The 15,918-nt window shown below is 65.9% G+C and carries 20 protein-coding genes; 5 read left to right on the plus strand and 15 right to left on the minus strand.

The window, feature by feature from the left end; genetic code table 11:
- Positions 1 to 2: 2 nt before the first annotated feature.
- The 10 genes from BM372_RS10005 to BM372_RS10050 all read right to left on the minus strand — a co-directional run bounded on the left by BM372_RS10005 (position 3) and on the right by BM372_RS10050 (position 8,390).
- Positions 3 to 1,121 carry a HoxN/HupN/NixA family nickel/cobalt transporter gene (locus BM372_RS10005; RefSeq protein ID WP_256214171.1) on the minus strand — a complete coding sequence of 373 codons (1,119 nt, stop codon included), beginning with the start codon at positions 1,119 to 1,121 and terminating at the stop codon, positions 3 to 5.
- Positions 1,121 to 2,014 (minus strand): urease accessory protein UreD, encoded by an 894-nt coding sequence (locus tag BM372_RS10010; protein WP_090954738.1) that lies wholly within the window; start codon positions 2,012 to 2,014, stop codon positions 1,121 to 1,123. The genes BM372_RS10005 and BM372_RS10010 overlap by 1 nt, the downstream gene beginning before the upstream one ends.
- Complete coding sequence (ureG, locus tag BM372_RS10015) at positions 2,011 to 2,628, minus strand: urease accessory protein UreG (RefSeq protein ID WP_090954740.1); 618 nt, start codon at positions 2,626 to 2,628, stop codon at positions 2,011 to 2,013. Before ureG ends, BM372_RS10010 begins: the two co-directional genes overlap by 4 nt.
- A 47-nt stretch (positions 2,629 to 2,675) precedes the next feature.
- A complete protein-coding gene (locus BM372_RS10020) occupies positions 2,676 to 3,341 on the minus strand; it encodes an urease accessory protein UreF (protein WP_090954742.1) in 666 nt (221 codons plus the stop codon).
- 123 nt (positions 3,342 to 3,464) lie between these two features.
- Positions 3,465 to 3,947: an urease accessory protein UreE gene (ureE, locus tag BM372_RS10025; protein WP_090954744.1), complete on the minus strand. Its 483-nt coding sequence runs from the start codon at positions 3,945 to 3,947 to the stop codon at positions 3,465 to 3,467.
- Positions 3,948 to 3,966: 19 nt separating this feature from the next.
- Positions 3,967 to 5,736: an urease subunit alpha gene (gene ureC / locus BM372_RS10030; protein ID WP_090954745.1), complete on the minus strand. Its 1,770-nt coding sequence runs from the start codon at positions 5,734 to 5,736 to the stop codon at positions 3,967 to 3,969.
- Positions 5,733 to 6,113, minus strand: coding sequence for an urease subunit beta (locus BM372_RS10035; protein ID WP_090954746.1), 381 nt, complete (start codon positions 6,111 to 6,113; stop codon positions 5,733 to 5,735). Before BM372_RS10035 ends, ureC begins: the two co-directional genes overlap by 4 nt.
- Positions 6,114 to 6,122: 9 nt before the next feature.
- Positions 6,123 to 6,425 carry an urease subunit gamma gene (locus BM372_RS10040; RefSeq protein WP_090954748.1) on the minus strand — a complete coding sequence of 101 codons (303 nt, stop codon included), beginning with the start codon at positions 6,423 to 6,425 and terminating at the stop codon, positions 6,123 to 6,125.
- 460 nt (positions 6,426 to 6,885) lie between these two features.
- The gene (locus BM372_RS10045; RefSeq protein ID WP_090954750.1) at positions 6,886 to 7,719 is read right to left on the minus strand and encodes a hypothetical protein; all 834 of its coding nucleotides are present in this window, start codon (positions 7,717 to 7,719) and stop codon (positions 6,886 to 6,888) included.
- Positions 7,720 to 8,069: 350 nt separating this feature from the next.
- Positions 8,070 to 8,390 (minus strand): DUF6221 family protein, encoded by a 321-nt coding sequence (locus BM372_RS10050; protein WP_090954752.1) that lies wholly within the window; start codon positions 8,388 to 8,390, stop codon positions 8,070 to 8,072.
- Positions 8,391 to 8,486: 96 nt separating this feature from the next.
- On the opposite strand from BM372_RS10050, the gene BM372_RS10055 reads away from it, so the two are divergent.
- Complete coding sequence (locus tag BM372_RS10055) at positions 8,487 to 8,822, plus strand: hypothetical protein (protein ID WP_090954754.1); 336 nt, start codon at positions 8,487 to 8,489, stop codon at positions 8,820 to 8,822.
- A gap of 24 nt (positions 8,823 to 8,846) precedes the next feature.
- Here the strand turns inward: BM372_RS10055 and BM372_RS10060 are convergent, their stop codons facing one another.
- Positions 8,847 to 9,587: a LysR family substrate-binding domain-containing protein gene (locus tag BM372_RS10060; protein ID WP_090954757.1), complete on the minus strand. Its 741-nt coding sequence runs from the start codon at positions 9,585 to 9,587 to the stop codon at positions 8,847 to 8,849.
- A 106-nt stretch (positions 9,588 to 9,693) separates the two neighbouring features.
- Between BM372_RS10060 and BM372_RS10065 the strand changes: the two genes are divergently transcribed.
- Both BM372_RS10065 and BM372_RS10070 read left to right on the plus strand, forming a co-directional pair.
- Positions 9,694 to 10,098 (plus strand): DUF5997 family protein, encoded by a 405-nt coding sequence (locus tag BM372_RS10065; RefSeq protein WP_090954758.1) that lies wholly within the window; start codon positions 9,694 to 9,696, stop codon positions 10,096 to 10,098.
- A 151-nt stretch (positions 10,099 to 10,249) separates the two neighbouring features.
- Positions 10,250 to 10,858 (plus strand): NADPH-dependent FMN reductase, encoded by a 609-nt coding sequence (locus BM372_RS10070; protein ID WP_090954760.1) that lies wholly within the window; start codon positions 10,250 to 10,252, stop codon positions 10,856 to 10,858.
- Between the two features lie 14 nt (positions 10,859 to 10,872).
- Here the strand turns inward: BM372_RS10070 and BM372_RS10075 are convergent, their stop codons facing one another.
- The gene (locus BM372_RS10075; RefSeq protein ID WP_090954762.1) at positions 10,873 to 11,250 is read right to left on the minus strand and encodes a VOC family protein; all 378 of its coding nucleotides are present in this window, start codon (positions 11,248 to 11,250) and stop codon (positions 10,873 to 10,875) included.
- Positions 11,251 to 11,472: 222 nt separating this feature from the next.
- Here BM372_RS10075 and BM372_RS10080 point away from each other — a divergent pair, with 222 nt between their 5' ends.
- Positions 11,473 to 12,108, plus strand: coding sequence for a hypothetical protein (locus BM372_RS10080; RefSeq protein WP_090954764.1), 636 nt, complete (start codon positions 11,473 to 11,475; stop codon positions 12,106 to 12,108).
- A 50-nt stretch (positions 12,109 to 12,158) separates the two neighbouring features.
- Positions 12,159 to 12,797: an NADPH-dependent F420 reductase gene (locus BM372_RS10085; protein WP_090954765.1), complete on the plus strand. Its 639-nt coding sequence runs from the start codon at positions 12,159 to 12,161 to the stop codon at positions 12,795 to 12,797.
- Between the two features lie 17 nt (positions 12,798 to 12,814).
- On the opposite strand, the gene BM372_RS10090 is transcribed toward BM372_RS10085, so the two are convergent.
- The 3 genes from BM372_RS10090 to BM372_RS10100 all read right to left on the minus strand — a co-directional run bounded on the left by BM372_RS10090 (position 12,815) and on the right by BM372_RS10100 (position 15,902).
- Positions 12,815 to 13,297 (minus strand): pyridoxamine 5'-phosphate oxidase family protein, encoded by a 483-nt coding sequence (locus tag BM372_RS10090; RefSeq protein WP_090954766.1) that lies wholly within the window; start codon positions 13,295 to 13,297, stop codon positions 12,815 to 12,817.
- Positions 13,298 to 13,419: 122 nt separating this feature from the next.
- The gene (locus BM372_RS10095; RefSeq protein ID WP_256214172.1) at positions 13,420 to 14,982 is read right to left on the minus strand and encodes an APC family permease; all 1,563 of its coding nucleotides are present in this window, start codon (positions 14,980 to 14,982) and stop codon (positions 13,420 to 13,422) included.
- Positions 14,979 to 15,902 carry a universal stress protein gene (locus BM372_RS10100; protein ID WP_090954768.1) on the minus strand — a complete coding sequence of 308 codons (924 nt, stop codon included), beginning with the start codon at positions 15,900 to 15,902 and terminating at the stop codon, positions 14,979 to 14,981. Before BM372_RS10100 ends, BM372_RS10095 begins: the two co-directional genes overlap by 4 nt.
- Between the last annotated feature and the right edge of the window lie 16 nt (positions 15,903 to 15,918).

The raw sequence follows: 15,918 nt of genomic DNA on the forward strand, positions 1-15,918 counted from the left end.
CCTCAATGGGGGTTTGTGAGCCGGTCACGCCCCCTCTCGGCCCTCAAAGGCCGCTTGTGGTCACCGTTCCGGGTCGAGATCCCAAGTCGCCACCGCAGGGAGGCGGCAGCCCAGATGGTGAGCAACACAGCGATCAGCAGCAGCCCGGCGTCGCCGAGTTCGACGGACGCCAGCCACACGGTAAGCGGATCCCGGAGGCCGAGCGCCCAATGGAAAGTGCCGCCCAGGGTGATGACCGCAATGACCAGGGCGGACACCGCCGAAATGCCCGTAATGACCGCATTGAAGCCGAGTTTGCGCCGCGGGTCAGCCAGGGCCGAGCGGTACATCCGCATCATGGCCACCCCGTTGGTGGTGTCGCACAGCGTCATGGCCGCCGCAAAGGCCAGCGGCAGCGCGAGCAGGGCGAGGGGGGAAACGCCGGCCAGCGAAGCCGCCGTCGCCATGACGAGCAGCCCGATGGTGGTGGCGGTGTCGAAGCCCAGCCCGAAGAGGAACCCGATCACGTAGATGTTCCGGGGATGCCGGACCCGGGCCAGCGGACGCGTGAGCAGCCGGGCCACGAAGCCCCTGGCTGCTAGGTCCTCGGAGGAGATTGCGGCACCCTTCCGCGCCTTGCGGTAGGCCGTGAGCGTCCGCAGGAAAGCCGTACCGTTGAAGGCACCCATTGCCAGCAGGAACAGCCCGGACACCCCGCTGCCGATCAGGCCGAGGAGGACATTGCCCGGAGACCCCTCCGTCATGAAACTGCCCACCAGCGAAGCGCCCGTCACAACGAGCACCCCGGCAAGGACCACCACCGAGCTGTGGCCCAGGCTGAAGGCAAAGCCCACGCTGACCGGGTCGCGGTGCTCGGCCGTGAACTTCCGGGTGGAGTTGTCGATCGCCGCAAGGTGGTCCCAGTCGTAGCTGTGTTTCACCCCCGCCAGGTAGGCCGTGAGCACCAGCCCGTTCCCCAGGGGCTGTCCGCCTCCGGCCGCACCAACCAGCAGGAGCACGACGGCGGCAGCGTGTAGTGCGGCCACCGCACCAAACGTCACCGCCAGCCGGGTCCGAAACGGCAGATGCGCGCGCCGGCGATACAGCCGGTGCAGCGCCGCCATCTGCTCGATCGTGGCCATTAATATTTCCTCAGGTCCAGCCGGTCCTGGCCGAACCAGCTCTTGCGCAGCAGGGCGGTGGCGGCTCCGGCCACGCGCTGGAGTTCCTCCGTGCTGTTGGAGAGCGACCGCAGCACCAGCCCGGCCGTGCCCATCACAGCCTCGGTGAGCGAAATGCCGGTCTGGGCGGCGTACCCGGCTGTGATTTCGTGCAGCTCGTCGGCGAGGGCCTGGTCCACCCGCGGGTCCACCACGATCAGCGACCCCAGATGACTGAAGCCCTCCATGAACGCCATGCCCGTGACATCGTCCAGCGGCGGCCGTATCAGCAAATTGTCGACGGCCAGCAGTCCGCCCGTTTCCCCGGACTCGACCCGGACCTCGGTCCGCAGCCGCAGTTCCTCGTACCGGAACGGGGCCCCGTCCGGCGACCACCCCGGCGTGATGATTTCGGCCATGACCAGGCTCGACGTCGGATGCACCGTGACGTGGGTGTTCTGCCGGTAGTTGGCCTCCCGGTAGGCGATCACCTGGTCCGGGGCGAACTCCAGCCGCGCTCCCTCCCCCACGCGCAGCCGCATCCGCTGCTCGGCAAAGGAGCCCGGCGTCCGGTAGATCTTGGTGGCCGACTGCGTCGCCAGCAGCAACGCCGCCCCATCCGCCACCTCCACGTCAATCACATAAAGGTCAGCCCCCAAATACGCCCCGCCAGGATTCACGAGCACATAACAAACCTGCCCGGAGTCATCCAGGTAGTGCGGCCGCAAAACCCGCAGAGCGCCCCGATGGAACTGATGCGTGGCCACGGACCTTCCCCCACGCTCAGCGACGACGAGTTGGAGCTCCCCCATCGGCGACTCGACACCTGTAGCGGAGCCGGGGACTGCTGTCGGTGCAGCCGCCGCCGTGCTCATGAGGCCAGGTCGAGCATCAGGACGTCCCGCCGCACCCATTCGATGACGCGCTCCAGCCCCTCGTCGGTCTTGAGGTTGGTGAAGCAGAAGGGTTTCTCGCCCCTAAATTCCTTGGAGTCCCTTTCCATTACGGAGAGGTCCGCACCGACGTGCGGGGCGAGGTCGGTCTTGTTGATGATGAAGAGATCTGACTTGATCATGCCCTGGCCGGCTTTGCGCGGGATTTTCTCGCCCTGGGCCACGTCGATGATGTAGATGGAGAAGTCCACCAGTTCGGGGCTGAAGGTGGCCGAGAGATTGTCGCCGCCGGATTCCACGAAAATCACCTGCAGGTCCGGATGCCGTTTCTTCAGCTCCTCGATGGCAGCGGTGTTCATGGAGGTGTCTTCACGGATGGCAGTATGCGGGCAGCCGCCGGTTTCGACGCCGATGATCCGGTCCAGGGGCAGGATCCCGTTGGCGGCGAGGATCTTGGCGTCCTCGATGGTGTAGATGTCGTTGGTGATGGCTGCCATGGAGATTTCCCGGCTCATGTGGCGCGTGAGGCGCTCCACGAGCTGGGTCTTGCCGGCACCCACCGGGCCGCCGATGCCGATCTTAACGGGTTCAGACATATTCTTCTCCAGACATATTTCCTGTACAGCTCCTCGGCTAGGTGTGGTCAGCTCATGAACATGCGGGCACGCTGGCGTTCGTGCCGCATCTGCGCAATTTCGAGGCCGGGGCTGACGGCCCCAAAGTCGCCCGGCGTGAGGTGACCGACCCGCTCTGCCGCGGCAGCGACGTCGTCGGCCGCCTTCCGCAGAAGCCGCTGGCCGGCGTTCTGCCCCAGCGGAATCGCCCTGACGGCGTTCTGCGTCAGCGACGTGACCGTGGCGAACAGGTAAGCAGTGAGGGCCTCGGACAGCGGAACGCCCAGGGAACGGGCGATAACCGCGAATGCGAGCGGCTGATGCCCCGCGCCCCGCCCAGTCGCCACCAACTCCCGGTATTCGGCAAGCCCCGGTGACGGAAAAATCTCGGCCCCGATCTCCAGCACCCGGTTTCCCATCTTGACGCTGGCCTCCCGCACCTGCCGCGGCAAAAGCTGCGCGGTCAGCAACGGATCCAGCTCGCCAACGGCAACGCCCTCATAAAAGAACCGGATGGCCAGAGCATCCGAGTAGGTCAGCTGCTGGGAAATAAAAGCCGCCAGCCACACGCCAAACGACTCCTCATCCCGAACCAACCCGCGCTCAATGTACGTCTCAAACCCAAGCGAGTGAGCAAAAGCCCCGGTAGGCAAGGCTGAATCCGTCAGCTGCTGCAATGCCAACTGGTAAGTCATAGCCGCCCCCGAAAGGCGAGGTTACAAGCCGCCGACCCGGATTTTGGGGCCGCGGCGTGGCGGGCACCGCGGAGCGGGCACGGCCCCAAATCCGGGGCGGCGCCCCAGCCGCGGAAGAAAAAGCTAGTGGCTGTGTTCGGCATGGCGGAAGGGCACGGGCATCACGCGCTCCTGGCGGTCGTAGGGCGCTCCGACGTGTTTGAGATAGTCCTCCACGGTGTGGTCGTACTGGCAGACCATGACCTCGGCCCCATATTCCGAGGCGGCGTCGAAGAACTGGGCCTGCAGGTGCCGGTTGCCCAGCGAGTGCGCCACCACGCCCATCTCGTGGATGGAGCGCGGGGCGATCACCAGGACATCCGTGGGCAGCACCGACACCACGATCATGTTGGTCTCGGCCACGTGCAGGATGTCGCCGTCGCGCAGGTCCGAAGAGCCGGAGGGCAGGCGGATGCCCAGCTCGTTGCCGTGGTCGGTGGTGACGCGCTGGATCCGCTTAACCAACTGGGCACTTGGCAGCACCACCTTTTCCCGGTGGAGCCCGCTATACGGGTCCGGTCCGGGAGGAAGGTCGTGCGTGTTGCCGAGGACCTTTTCGATGATCATGATCGTCTCCTCTGGAGGCCTAGAAAAGGAAGTAGCGCTGGGCCATGGGCAGCACGTCGGACGGTTCGCACGTGACGTCCTCGCCGTCGACGCTCACCTGGTACGTTTCCGGGTCCACCTCGATCTGCGGGGTGGCGCCGTTGTACTTGAGGTCCGCCTTCGTAAGAGTCCGGATGCCTGACACCGGCCGGATGACTTTCTCCAGTCCGAGTTCCGCCGGGACCCCGGCGTCGATCGCGGCCTGGGACAGGAAGGTGATGGAGGACTGCTGCAGTGCCTTGCCGTAGGCGGCGAACATCGGCCGCATGGTGCGCGGTTGCGGGGTGGGTATGGAGGCATTGGCGTCGCCCATGACGGCGTAGGCGATCTGGCCGCCCTTAAGCACCAGTTCAGGCTTCACCCCGAAGAACGCCGGATCCCACAGCACGAGGTCGGCGAATTTTCCGACCTCTACCGAGCCGATCGAGTCGGCCATCCCCTGCGCGATGGCCGGGTTGATGGTGTATTTCGCCACGTAACGCTTGAGCCGGAAGTTGTCGCTCTCGGCTCCCAGACCGGAGGTAGCGCCGTGGCCGCCGCCATCAGGGTCCTTGAGCACGCCGCGCTGCTTCTTCATCTTGTCCGCCACCTGCCAGGTGCGGATGATCACTTCGCCCACGCGTCCCATGGCCTGGGAGTCCGAAGATGTGATGGCGAAGATGCCCAGATCCTGCAGGACGTCCTCGGCGGCGATGGTCTCGGCCCGGATCCGGGAGTCCGCAAATGCCACATCCTCCGGGATGTCCGGGTTCAGGTGGTGGCACACCATGAGCATGTCCAGGTGCTCTTCGATCGTGTTGCGCGTGTACGGCAGGGTGGGGTTCGTGGATGCCGGCAGGACGTTGGGCAGCCCGGCGATCTTGATGATGTCCGGGGCGTGGCCGCCGCCGGCGCCTTCGGTGTGGAACGTGTGGATCACGCGGCCGCCGATGGCCCGGATGGTGTCCTCCACGAAGCCGCACTCGTTCAGGGTGTCGGTGTGGATGGCGACCTGGACGTCGTAGCGGTCCGCCACCTGGAGTGAAGTGTCGATCGAGGCGGTGGTGGAGCCCCAGTCCTCGTGGACCTTGAGCCCGATTGCGCCCGCGCGAATCTGTTCGGCCAGGGGCTCGACGGCGGATGCGTGCCCCTTGCCGAACAGCCCGATGTTGATCGGGAGCCCCTCGGCCGCCTGCAGCATCCGCTGGATGTGCCATTTGCCGGGGGTGACGGTGGTGGCCTTGGTGCCTTCGGCGGGGCCGGTGCCGCCGCCCACCATCGTGGTCACCCCGCTGCACAGGGCGGCGGAAACCTGATCCGGGGAAATGAAATGGATGTGGGAGTCCACGCCGCCGGCCGTGAGGATCTTCCGCTCACCGGCGATGATCTCCGTGCTCGCTCCGATCACGATGTCCACGCCCTCGGTGATCTGCGGGTTCCCGGCCTTGCCGATCCGGAAGATGTGGCCGTCCCGGAGGGCGACGTCGGCCTTGTAGATGCCGGTGTAATCCAGTACCACGACGTTGGTGATCACGGTGTCCGGGACTCCGCCGCCGGAACCAATACCGCCGTCCCCGTCCCGGGTCACCTGGCCGTTCTGGCCCATGCCGTCGCGGATCACCTTGCCGCCGCCGAACACCACTTCCTCGCCGTACACGGTGAGGTCCTTCTCGATCTCGAGGAACAGGTCGGTGTCGGCGAGGCGGATGGCGTCGCCGGTGGTGGGGCCGTAGAGGTCCGCGTACTGCCTGCGGGACAGCTCGAAACTCACAGTGCACCGCCTTTCCGTGCGGAAACGTGGAGTCCGGAAACATGGGGTCCGGTCTCCTGGAGTGCGGTCTGGCCGAGTGGTCCGTTGACGGCGTTGCTGAGCCCGTACACTTCACGGTTGCCCGCAAGCTCGATCAGTCGGACGGTCCTGCTATCCCCCGGTTCGAACCGTGCGGCGGTGCCGGCCGGAATGTCCAGGCGCCGGCCATAGGCGGCCTGCCGGTCAAAGTGTAGCGCCGGGTTCGCTTCAGCAAAGTGATAATGCGAACCCACCTGGACGGGGCGGTCGCCGGTGTTGGTCACGGTGATCTCCACCGCCTCACGGCCGGCGTTGATCACCAGCGGCGTGGCGCTGAGAACGTATTCTCCCGGAATCATGGAAGCCCCCTAGCGGATGGGGTCGTGAACGGTGACGAGCTTGGTGCCGTCTGGGAAGGTGGCCTCGACCTGGACGTCGTGGATCATTTCCGGCACGCCCTCCATGACATCGTCGCGGCACAGGAGGGTGGTTCCAAAACTCATCAGTTCCGCCACGGTCAAGCCGTCCCGGGCGCCCTCGATCAGTTCGTAGCTGATGACAGCGACGGCCTCGGGGAAGTTCAGCTTCAGTCCGCGGGCCTGGCGTCGGCGGGCGAGGTCCGCCGCGACCACGATCATGAGCTTTTCTTGCTCACGGGGCAAGAGGTGCATGATGGAATCCCTTCGAGAACCTGCCGGCTGGCGGACCGCAGACGCCGCGGTGTGACCAGAGTAGGCCGCGGAGATTTCCTGCAGGTTTCCGGCGTCACATTTGTCGGCTTCTCGTGGCTGGCGGCGCTCAAGGCCGCGCACCGCCCCTGATGTCCGGCGCCGGACACGTCGCCCAGCAAATAGCCGCCTGGCTGCTGGATTCTTACTGAGCCGCCGGCGTCAAGACGGAGAAAGGCCACCGGAGCGTGCAGCCCCGGTGGCCGTTTGACCTACGCGCCTACCAGGTCGGCTTGTCGAACCGCTGGCCCTCCGGCTTGGAACCAGCGCCATGAAGACGACGATGAGGATGGGACCGACGAACGGGACCAGGATCACAGGGCATGAATAAGATCTGACGGGCCGCAGCAACGGCCCGAGCCGCGCGAGCCTGTGGTGGAGCCGTAACGCGGCCGTCGAACGGCTATCTGGCGACGGCTGCGGTGACAGCGGAGACGGCAAAAGCCGGAATGTAGCCGCCCCTGGAGACGCTCACCTTCGCCTTCAGCGTCTTGCCGGCCTGGGCCAGTGCGGGAGTGAACGTTTTGCTGGTGGCTCCGAGGACTGCCACCCCGCCGGCGTACCACTGATACTTAACGGTGAGCCCGGGGACGTTCCAGGTACCCGCGGATGTCGACAGGACCTGACCGACCTTGGCGGTGCCGGTGATCGCCGGTGCCTTGAAGGAGAGAATCAGGCCCTTCGTGATGACCCCGGTTTCGGCCGAGACCACAGGCACGCTGTTCCGGTATTTGTACTTCCCGGCAACGGTCCGGACACTGATCTTTGCACCGAGGTCTTCGGCGGTCAGCCGGTACTTGTCCTGGAAAGCTTGCCAGCCGGGGATGTCGATCCCGTTGCGCATCCAACGCCGGAACAGCGTGACACCGGGAACGTCCCAGGCGCCCTGGCTCGCAGAAAGCATTGATCCGGTGGTCAGGGAGCCGGAGATAGCGACTGGAGCTGTTGGCTTGATATACGCAATGTAGACGCGGCTGGTCGAGTCCGACACGTAGAACTGAAAGAGTGAGCCAGGTTTCGTGCCCATGGCTTTGACGGTGAGCCGCTTGTTGAGGTCAGAGGTGACCGGGACGTATGAGGCGCGGGTGGCGCCCGCGATCGGAACTCCGTTGAGGGCCCACTGGTAGGTCATTGTGGTGCCGGCGGCCCAGGGGCCGTCGACCCAGTTGCCGGCGACCCAGTTGCCGAGCACGGCGCGCAGGACGTGACCGACGGCCGGGCTGCCGGCGACACGCACATACGGGTACTGGCTGACGAATTCCGCCTGGACGGTTATTGCCTTGAGCGTGCCAACTCTTCCCTCTGACGCTTGAGCGGGTACGCAGGCGGATGCCAGCAATGCTGCCGAAAGCGTCGCGGCTACTCCGAGACACGCAAAAGTGTTCTTCAATTTTCCCCCAAATGCAGGCCCCGCCGCAGCCGGCATGGCGATGAGGACAAATGTACAGGCCGGAGGCATTCGGTGACGGAAACCAGCGCCGGATTTCTACGATTCTCAATAGCCGTCGGGAAGTGCCTGTTGTTCGGCCGGGGGAAGTCTGTCGTAGGTGTAGGCGGCGACGGCTTCAGGTGAAGGCGGCCGCGCCGCTACCCGGCGATCCGCCAGCGGGCCTGGAATTCGGGGTGGTCCGCGTACGGCAGGGCCAGGGTGTGCAGGGAGAGCGTGGTCCATTCAATGACGTCCGGCACCCATCCGGCGTCGGCGGGTTCCTGGCTGACCAGGGCGGCCAGCACGGACTGGCGGGCGGATTCTATGATGCCGATGAGCTGGCGTTTGGCCTCGCACTCACGGAGCAGGCGGCGTTCGTACCACTCACCGGACACGGCCAGCGTGGGGTCGCCGAGCAGCTTCAGGGCGGCAGCTTCGTCCTCTGTAATGCGTGCGGTCAAGAACTCGACGATGTCCACTAACCGAGCCTATGCGGGCCGGTGCTCACACGGCTACGGCCTAGCGTTTCCCCTTTTCCCTCCATCGGCACAAGCCGCGCTTGTTAGGGTTGACGAATGAAACGACGTCTCGCCGCCCTTGCCGCTGCCGCCTTCTTGATCGCCCTTACCGGCTGTGGCCAGGTGCAGGACGCTGCCGAAAAAGCCGTCAACAACGGGGCATCCCAGGTTGCTACAGCGGCCGGCGGTGAAGTGAGGAAGCAGGCCTGCGCCCTCGTGGAGGACGGCCTGATCAGCGTCAAGGAAAAGGAACTGCTGGGCGGCCTTGCCGCCGGAGCGGAAACCGCGGGTGCTCCCGCCGAGATCACCACGCCGCTGCGCCAGATCGCAGACTCCGGCAATCAGGTTCCGGCCGAATCCATCAAGGCTCTTCAGGAGGCCTGCGCAAAGTAACTCTCGCCGGGAGCGGGCAGTGCCTTAGCGTTTGCCCTTTTTCCGGGATCCCTTGCCGCGGCCCTTGTCCGGGTTGGGCGCGTAACGCTGCGCCACCTTGGGCTTCTTGGCGGCCGTTCCGGTCCCGCGACGGTCCGGTTTGGGCTCGCGTTTGGGCTTCTCCTGCCGGGCCGAGGGCTGGCGGGAGCTCGCCGCGGTCCGTCCACGGACAATTCCGATGAATTCCTCGATGACCTCATCCGTGGCGTCGGTGGGCCAAGCCAGGGCGATCTCGGTGCCGGGCGCGCCCGTTAGTTTGCGGGCCACGGTGTCCTTGACGTTGAAGTGACGGGCCACCGACATCGGCAGGATCACCAGGCCGGCGCCGGAGGCCACCACCTGCAGGGCCATGGCCGGGCCGCCGAGGTCCTGCACGTCGAGGAAGGTCTCTGCGGACAAATCCGCCAGGTCCACTTCCTCGAACAATGAGATCTCGTGCCCCTTGGGTGCCACCACCACCGGCTGTTCCTCGTAGAGCGGGATGACGCTGAGGCCTTCGCGCTCCACTGGAAGCCGGACGAAGCTCAGGTCCGCTGAACCGTCGCGGAGCACGGCGAGCTGCGCGCCGTCGTCGGACATAAAGGAGTGCAGCGGCACATCCGGCATCCGTTCCTCCCAGCGCCGGATCCATTTTCCGGGCGTCACACCCGCGACGTACGCGAAGCGCAGCTCGCGGGCGCCGGGCTCGGACGGTGCATTGTGGGGAGTTTCTTCTGCGGCGGACACACGTTCACAGTACCGCCACCGCTGGCGGTCTCCTTTCGTTGCCGGAGTCCCGTCGCCGGAAGCTTGCATGGTGCCCCGCGGCGCCCGGGCCGGATACCCTTGAACCATGACCTCCGCAAACTCCCAGTCCATGAAACCGGCCACCGTTGCCAAGAAGCTTGGCATCTACCTGCCGGCAACGCCCCAGGAGTTTCAGGATTCGACCATCTCGCGCGCTGATTTCGCCGAGCTTCAGGCCAACCCGCCGGAGTGGCTGGCAGAACTGCGCCGCAACGGCCCGCACCCACGGCCCGTGGTGGCGCAGAAGCTCAACGTCTCCATCAGCGGCCTGGCCCGCGGCGGTGTGGAGGAAGCACTGACGACGGCGGAAATCACCGCGCTGCTCCAGGCTCCCCCGGCCTGGCTGGTTGCCGAGCGCGCCACCCACGCCGCCGTCCGCACCGAGGCCAAAAGAGTCAAGGACGAAGCGGCCAAGAAGGACGCCAAGAAGGCCCGCGCCAAGGCCGAATAGCGGCGCCGGTTAATTCCGCCCCTGTTTTCATCCCCCGGACTCGGGCTATGCTCGCCGAGTGAGCCGGGACCGCCGGTCCGCTTCGCGCGCTTTTCCTCATCTGCATTTCCCCATCCACCAGCCCGGCGGAGCATCGGGAAGGAATCAGTCCATGGTCCTCAAGATCGGATATTTCGTCGGGAGCCTTTCAAGCACCTCGATCAACCGCACCTTGTCCAAGGCCCTGATCCGGCTTGCACCAGCGGAGCTCGAATTCACGGAAATCCCCATCAAGGACCTGCCGCTGTACAGCCCGGACTTCGATGCCGCGTTTCCGCCCGAGGGGCAGGCCCTCAAAGAGGCCGTCGCCGCTTCCGACGGCATCTTGTTCGTTTCGCCCGAATACAACCGGTCCATCCCGGGGGCGCTCAAGAACGCCATCGACTGGGGATCCAGGCCCTGGGGCACCAACTCCTTCGCCCGCAAGCCCACCGGGATCATCGGCGCCTCCCCGGGCGGCATCGGCACGGCAGTGATGCAGTCCTCCTTCCGCAGCGTGCTGAGCTTCCTCGACGCTCCGCAGCTCAATGCGCCAGAGGCTTACATCCGATTCGTCCCGGAGGTCTACGGCGAGGACGGCGAGGTCAAGGACGAAGTCACGGCCGGGCTGCTGCGCCATTACATGGAGGAGTACGGTTCCTTCGTGGAGCGCGTCCTGGCCGCCAACGCGCCCGGCCATATCGGCGACGAGCATCCGGACAAGGACAAAGTGAACCGCTAGGCCCGGCTCTGCAGTCAGTCCTGGTGCAGCTGCACGAAGTTCCCGCAGCCGTCATCCAGCACCACTGTGGTCCCGGCGGGACCCTCCGATGGCGCTGCCTGGAACATGACGCCCTTGGCCGCCAGCCGGTCATATTCTGCGCGCACGTCGGGCACGCCAAACACGATGGCTGGAATTCCGGCGTCGTGAAGGCCGTTCATGTAGGCCGACCCGATTGGGTTGTCACTGGGCTCCAGCAGCAGTCCGGCGCCTCCGGCGCCGTCCGGGTCCTTGACGATGAAGAGGTTATGTTCCGGCATGGCCATCAGGGTCTCAAAGCCCAAGATGCCGGTGTAGAACTCGTGGGCGGAGGCCGGATCCTTGACATGGATACTGCACATTTTCAATCGCATGGTCCCTAGGCTACGCCCGGAGAATCCGCGAAGGAACCGTGCGCATTGCCATGGAAAGCCTGCGGGAAGCGGCCACGGCGGCGCCCTTCACGGCCCGCTTTTCCTGCTGGGCTGCCTGGCTGCCGGAGGGGCAGGGTGGGCATTGACGGCCCCGCCGCCAGGGATTCCAATGGAACTAGCGGAACTGCACCCGCCCGGGGGCCGGTTCCGGGGAGGTGTGCAATGACGTCGCTCTCACCATCAGGTGCCCTCGCGGCTTCGCAGTTCCTGGCCCTCGCCGTCCTGGTTGGCGGGGCCGCCTTCGCCTCGGCCTACTTCGCCCGCAAGCATCTGGCAGCCGACGACGCGCTTTCAGAAGGCGCAGACGGCCCGTTCTGGGACGTTTTCGCCGGGCTCGCCGTCGTGGTGCCCGCCGTCGTCCTTGCCTCGTTTACGTGGCCTTGGGCCGGACTGGCGCTCGGGATACTGGCCGCCGGGACCGGCCTGATGGCATTTGCGACGGCTCCCCGGCTGCTCCGCCGGCAGGAAGCCCGCCGGGCCAGCCGGAAGACGCTGCTTTTGAACGAGGCGGCGGCTGCACGGCATCGGAGCGCCCTTGCCCGCTGGCAACGATACGAACTTGATCCGCGGTTTTCGATTGACTATCCAGCGATGAGCGACCCCCGGCAACCGGAAACGGCGGCCCTGATCCGGGCCATCAGGGCGGCCGAACGCCTCGGCGGCCGCACGGACCGGGCCTGCGCCGACACCGCCTACGCCCCGGCAGTGGACCACCTCGAACACGCCCTGGCTGCCGCCGAACGCGCGGCAGGCGTCGGCACGGCAGGTCTTCCCGGCCCCGGCCCCGCGAGCCACTGATTCCCTGAACTGCTGATCCGGCAGTCCCGGCAACCCTGGAAGGATCAATCATGGCTGACATCACGATCATCGGCAGCGGCAACATGGCACGGGCGATCGGCACCCGCGCCACCGCCGCCGGCCGTTCCGTCCAGGTCCTGGACCGGACACCGGAGAACGCCGCCAAACTTGCGGCCGATCTTGGCGGCAACGCTACCTCCGGCGGCCTGAGCGAGGTTCCCGAGGGGGACATCGTGGTCCTGGCGCTTTACTTCGGCCCGGCCAAGGAAGTGGCCACGCATTTCGGCGACACGCTCAGCGGCAAGACCGTGGTGGAGATCAGCAACCCGGTCAACACGGAAACCTTCGACTCGCTCGTGGTTGACGCCGGGACATCGGCCGCCGAGGAAATCGCCGCGCTGTTGCCCGGTGCGCGCGTGGTGAAAGCGTTCAACACCACGTTCGCCGGCCCGCTCGCCTCCGGAACCACCGGCGGGATGATGCTGGACGTCTTCATCGCCTCGGACTCCGAAGAGGCCCGCAACGAGGTCGCGGCCTTCGCCGCGGCGGCCGGGCTGCGTCCGCTCCAGGTGGGCGGACTGCGCCATGCCCGTGAACTTGAGGGCTTCCAGTTGCTGGTCATGGCGCTGCAGGCCAACCCGGCGTATCCCAACTTCAACTGGGGCACCGGCCTGAAAGTCGTCGACTAGGGATCTTGGACCGAGCGCTACAGCTCGACGGTTCCGCTTTCGCCGACGCTCATCCGGCTGTGGGTGACCTTGGATTTGATCCACTGCAGCACGGTGGCCGCCGTGCCGCCCGGGCTGGTCCAATATTCAGCGGAATCGGAGTCGACGTGGAGCAGGACCACTTCCGGGGTGTCCGGTCCGTCCGGGAACCAGGCCTCCACCACTTGGTTCCACTTGTCGTGGATCAGCTGCCGGTCGGTCACGACCTCGGCGGTCCCGGCCACGGAAACCCATTCGGTGCGTTGGCCGAATGAGACGTTTACCGCAGGGTTGGCGCGGATGTGGGCCACCTGGGAGCTGTTCGCCGAAGTAAAGAACCACATGTCGCCGTCGTCCTTGACTTCTTGGACGGCGAGCGGCCGGCTGACGAGCGCGCCTTCTTCGTTGATGGTGGTGAACATTCCGATGTGCGAATCGTTGATGATGTCCGTGACTTTGCTGATGCTTTGGGCATCCGACATGCTCTCACCTCGTTCTCGTTCCAACGGAGGAAGGTCCCCCTGGGAACAGCCTATTGGTAAGTTTGCTTACTTTCCAAGGGTTGCCGAGGGAGACCTTCCCAAGATCAGAGCAGGCCGCGGATTCAGTGCCCGCGGGAGAGCACCCTGCCCTTGAAGAACTCGGGCCGGATCCTGGCCATGACCAGCATGAGCACCACACCCAGCAGGATGACGCCCGTGCCGAGGACGAAGACCAGGCCCACGCCGCCGATCGACGAGCCGGAACCGTAGGCGGGATCCATGGAGTCATAGGCGGTCTTGACGAACATGACCAGGAGCATGACACCGCCCAGGAGGGGGGCGAGGAACTTGAAGAAGAACGCCTTCGCACCCCTGAACGCCTCGGCGCGGAAGAACCAGACGCAGGCCAGGGCGGTGATGCCGTAGTAGAAGCAGATCATCATGCCCAACGCCGTGATGGTGTCCCACAGTGCGTTCTCCGACGTGGTGCGGGTGATGACGTAGAACGCCGCGGCAGCCACAGCGGAGGCGATTGTGGCGTAGCTCGGCGACTTGTGCGTGGGGCTGATCCTTCCGAATTTCTGCGGCAGGGCCTTGTAGTGGCCCATGGACAGCAGGGTGCGGGCTGGCGAGACGAAGGTGGACTGCAAGGACGCGGCCGAGCTGCTCAGGATGGCCAGGGACATCAGGATGGCGAACGGCCCCATGACCGGTCCGGCCAGGACGGCGAAGATGCTGCCCTGGTTTTCCGGGTTTCCGGCGCCCAGTCCGGTGTCACCGACGCCGGCAAAGGAAAGGGTGGCCAGGGCGACGGTCATGTAGATGATCACGATGACCAGCACCGTGACGGTGGCGGCGCGGCCCGGGGTTTTCTCCGGGTTCTTCGTCTCCTCGTTCATGGTCAGCGTGACGTCCCAGCCCCAGTAGATGAAGATGGACAGGGAAACGCCGGCGGCGAAGGCGGAGAAGGATTCGACCCCGAACGGGTTGAACCAGTCCGCTTGGATGGCAGTGGCGTCAAAGGCGGTGCCGTTGGCGACGTGGCTGAACGCGGCCACGGCGAACCAGCCGAGCACCAGCAGCTGGAAACCCACCAGCACGTACTGGACAGACTTAGTGGTTTCCATGCCGCGGTAGGAAATCCAGCACGCGAGGGCGATGAACACCAGCGTCGTGGCGATGTTCAGCGGCAGGTTCGCGGTGAGGTCGGCCAGTTCCGGATTGCCGAAAAGCTGAGCCAGCATCAGGTAGAAGAAGTCCACCGCGACGGCGGCCAGGTTCGAGAGCACGATGATCGTCGCGGCAATCAGCCCCCAGCCGCCCATCCAGCCAATCCACGGGCCAAACGCCCGCGAGGCCCAGGTGAAGGACGTGCCGGCGTCGGGCATGGCGTTGTTCAGCTCGCGGTAGCCGAGCGCTACCAGCAGCATCGGGATGAAGCCGACCAGGAAGATCGCCGGCAGATGCACGCCGACCTCGGAGACGGTGGGGCCCAGGGCCGCCGTCAGGGTGTAGGCCGGCGCGATGCAGGAAATGCCGATCACGACGGCGCCAATCAGCCCCACCGATCCGGCCTTCAGCCCCTTCCCGCTCAGCCCGTGCTGCTCTTCGGTGCGCTGCCCGGCCTGATGTCCGGCCTTCTGTCCGGGGCCCGAGGGCCTGGACATCGCGTGTTCGGTGCTCATGATTGTGCCTCTCGGGACGGGTCATTCGACGCTGAATGGTTAAGCTGTTTGAGTTCGTAATCACTGGGGACCACAATCATCGGCACCGGCAGGGCGCGCAGGATGCGGTTGGCGGTGCTGCCGAGGAAGATGGAGCGGCTGGTGGCAAGCCTGCTGGAGCCAATCAGTAAGACCTCGCCGGCTTCCCACTCCAGCCGATCCACGGCTTCCTCGATGCTGCGCCCGTGGGCGACGACGACCTCGGTCTTCGTCTCCGCCCGGACCTCCGCTTTACCGGCCGGCAGGGCTGCGGCAAGGTGCCTTTCGGCATACTCCCGGGCCGCGCCGGCAGCCGTGGCCGCGTCGCCCTCAGCGCCGACGCCGAGCGCCAGAAGCGACACCACCCGCAGCGGAACCTCCCGGTTGGTGGCCATGCCGACGGCGAAGTCGAGCAGTTTCTCGGCGCCGGCCCGGTTCCCGAGCCCGCAGCTGATCCGGGTCAGTGCCTCCTGGCGGTAGTAGCCGTGCGGGGCAAGCGCCACCGGGACGGTCGAGGCGTGGAGCAGGGCGCTGGCCACGGATCCGATCGTGAACCGCTTGAAGATCCCGCCGCTGGTTGCCCCGATGACGAGCAGGTCGGCGCCGAGCTCCTCGGCCGCCCCGATCAGCGTGTGGGCGTCCGAATCCCCTGTGCGGATGTGGACCTTGGCCGGGACGTCGTACGGCACCAGCGCCAGCGCCTCGTCGAGCCACTCCTGGGCCTGCTCCTGGAGCGCGTTCTCAAATCCGGCTCTGGGTGAGTGGGCGGCTCCGAACTGCTGCACTTCGGGAACTACCACCACCAGATCCAGTGCCGCCCCACGCCCACGGGCCAGGGAGACGGCCAGATTCACGGCATCGTGGCCCCTGGCGTTCGCTATGTATCCCACTACGTACCGCATTTTGGCCGATTCTCTC

It is taken from the genome of Arthrobacter sp. ov118, from assembly GCF_900116495.1.
Lineage (GTDB): Bacteria > Actinomycetota > Actinomycetes > Actinomycetales > Micrococcaceae > Arthrobacter.

What these genes read in the sequence shown, in the direction of transcription:
- BM372_RS10005 (WP_256214171.1), bottom strand. Translation starts at nt 1,121, where the DNA reads ATGGCCACGATCGAGCAGATGGCGGCGCTGCACCGGCTGTATCGCCGG.
- BM372_RS10010 (WP_090954738.1), bottom strand. Translation starts at nt 2,014, where the DNA reads ATGAGCACGGCGGCGGCTGCACCGACAGCAGTCCCCGGCTCCGCTACA.
- ureG (WP_090954740.1), bottom strand. Translation starts at nt 2,628, where the DNA reads ATGTCTGAACCCGTTAAGATCGGCATCGGCGGCCCGGTGGGTGCCGGC.
- BM372_RS10020 (WP_090954742.1), bottom strand. Translation starts at nt 3,341, where the DNA reads ATGACTTACCAGTTGGCATTGCAGCAGCTGACGGATTCAGCCTTGCCT.
- ureE (WP_090954744.1), bottom strand. Translation starts at nt 3,947, where the DNA reads ATGATCATCGAAAAGGTCCTCGGCAACACGCACGACCTTCCTCCCGGA.
- BM372_RS10035 (WP_090954746.1), bottom strand. Translation starts at nt 6,113, where the DNA reads ATGATTCCGGGAGAATACGTTCTCAGCGCCACGCCGCTGGTGATCAAC.
- BM372_RS10040 (WP_090954748.1), bottom strand. Translation starts at nt 6,425, where the DNA reads ATGCACCTCTTGCCCCGTGAGCAAGAAAAGCTCATGATCGTGGTCGCG.
- BM372_RS10055 (WP_090954754.1), top strand. Translation starts at nt 8,487, where the DNA reads ATGAAACGACGTCTCGCCGCCCTTGCCGCTGCCGCCTTCTTGATCGCC.
- BM372_RS10065 (WP_090954758.1), top strand. Translation starts at nt 9,694, where the DNA reads ATGACCTCCGCAAACTCCCAGTCCATGAAACCGGCCACCGTTGCCAAG.
- BM372_RS10070 (WP_090954760.1), top strand. Translation starts at nt 10,250, where the DNA reads ATGGTCCTCAAGATCGGATATTTCGTCGGGAGCCTTTCAAGCACCTCG.
- BM372_RS10075 (WP_090954762.1), bottom strand. Translation starts at nt 11,250, where the DNA reads ATGCGATTGAAAATGTGCAGTATCCATGTCAAGGATCCGGCCTCCGCC.
- BM372_RS10080 (WP_090954764.1), top strand. Translation starts at nt 11,473, where the DNA reads ATGACGTCGCTCTCACCATCAGGTGCCCTCGCGGCTTCGCAGTTCCTG.
- BM372_RS10085 (WP_090954765.1), top strand. Translation starts at nt 12,159, where the DNA reads ATGGCTGACATCACGATCATCGGCAGCGGCAACATGGCACGGGCGATC.
- BM372_RS10090 (WP_090954766.1), bottom strand. Translation starts at nt 13,297, where the DNA reads ATGTCGGATGCCCAAAGCATCAGCAAAGTCACGGACATCATCAACGAT.
- BM372_RS10095 (WP_256214172.1), bottom strand. Translation starts at nt 14,982, where the DNA reads ATGAGCACCGAACACGCGATGTCCAGGCCCTCGGGCCCCGGACAGAAG.
- BM372_RS10100 (WP_090954768.1), bottom strand. Translation starts at nt 15,902, where the DNA reads ATGCGGTACGTAGTGGGATACATAGCGAACGCCAGGGGCCACGATGCC.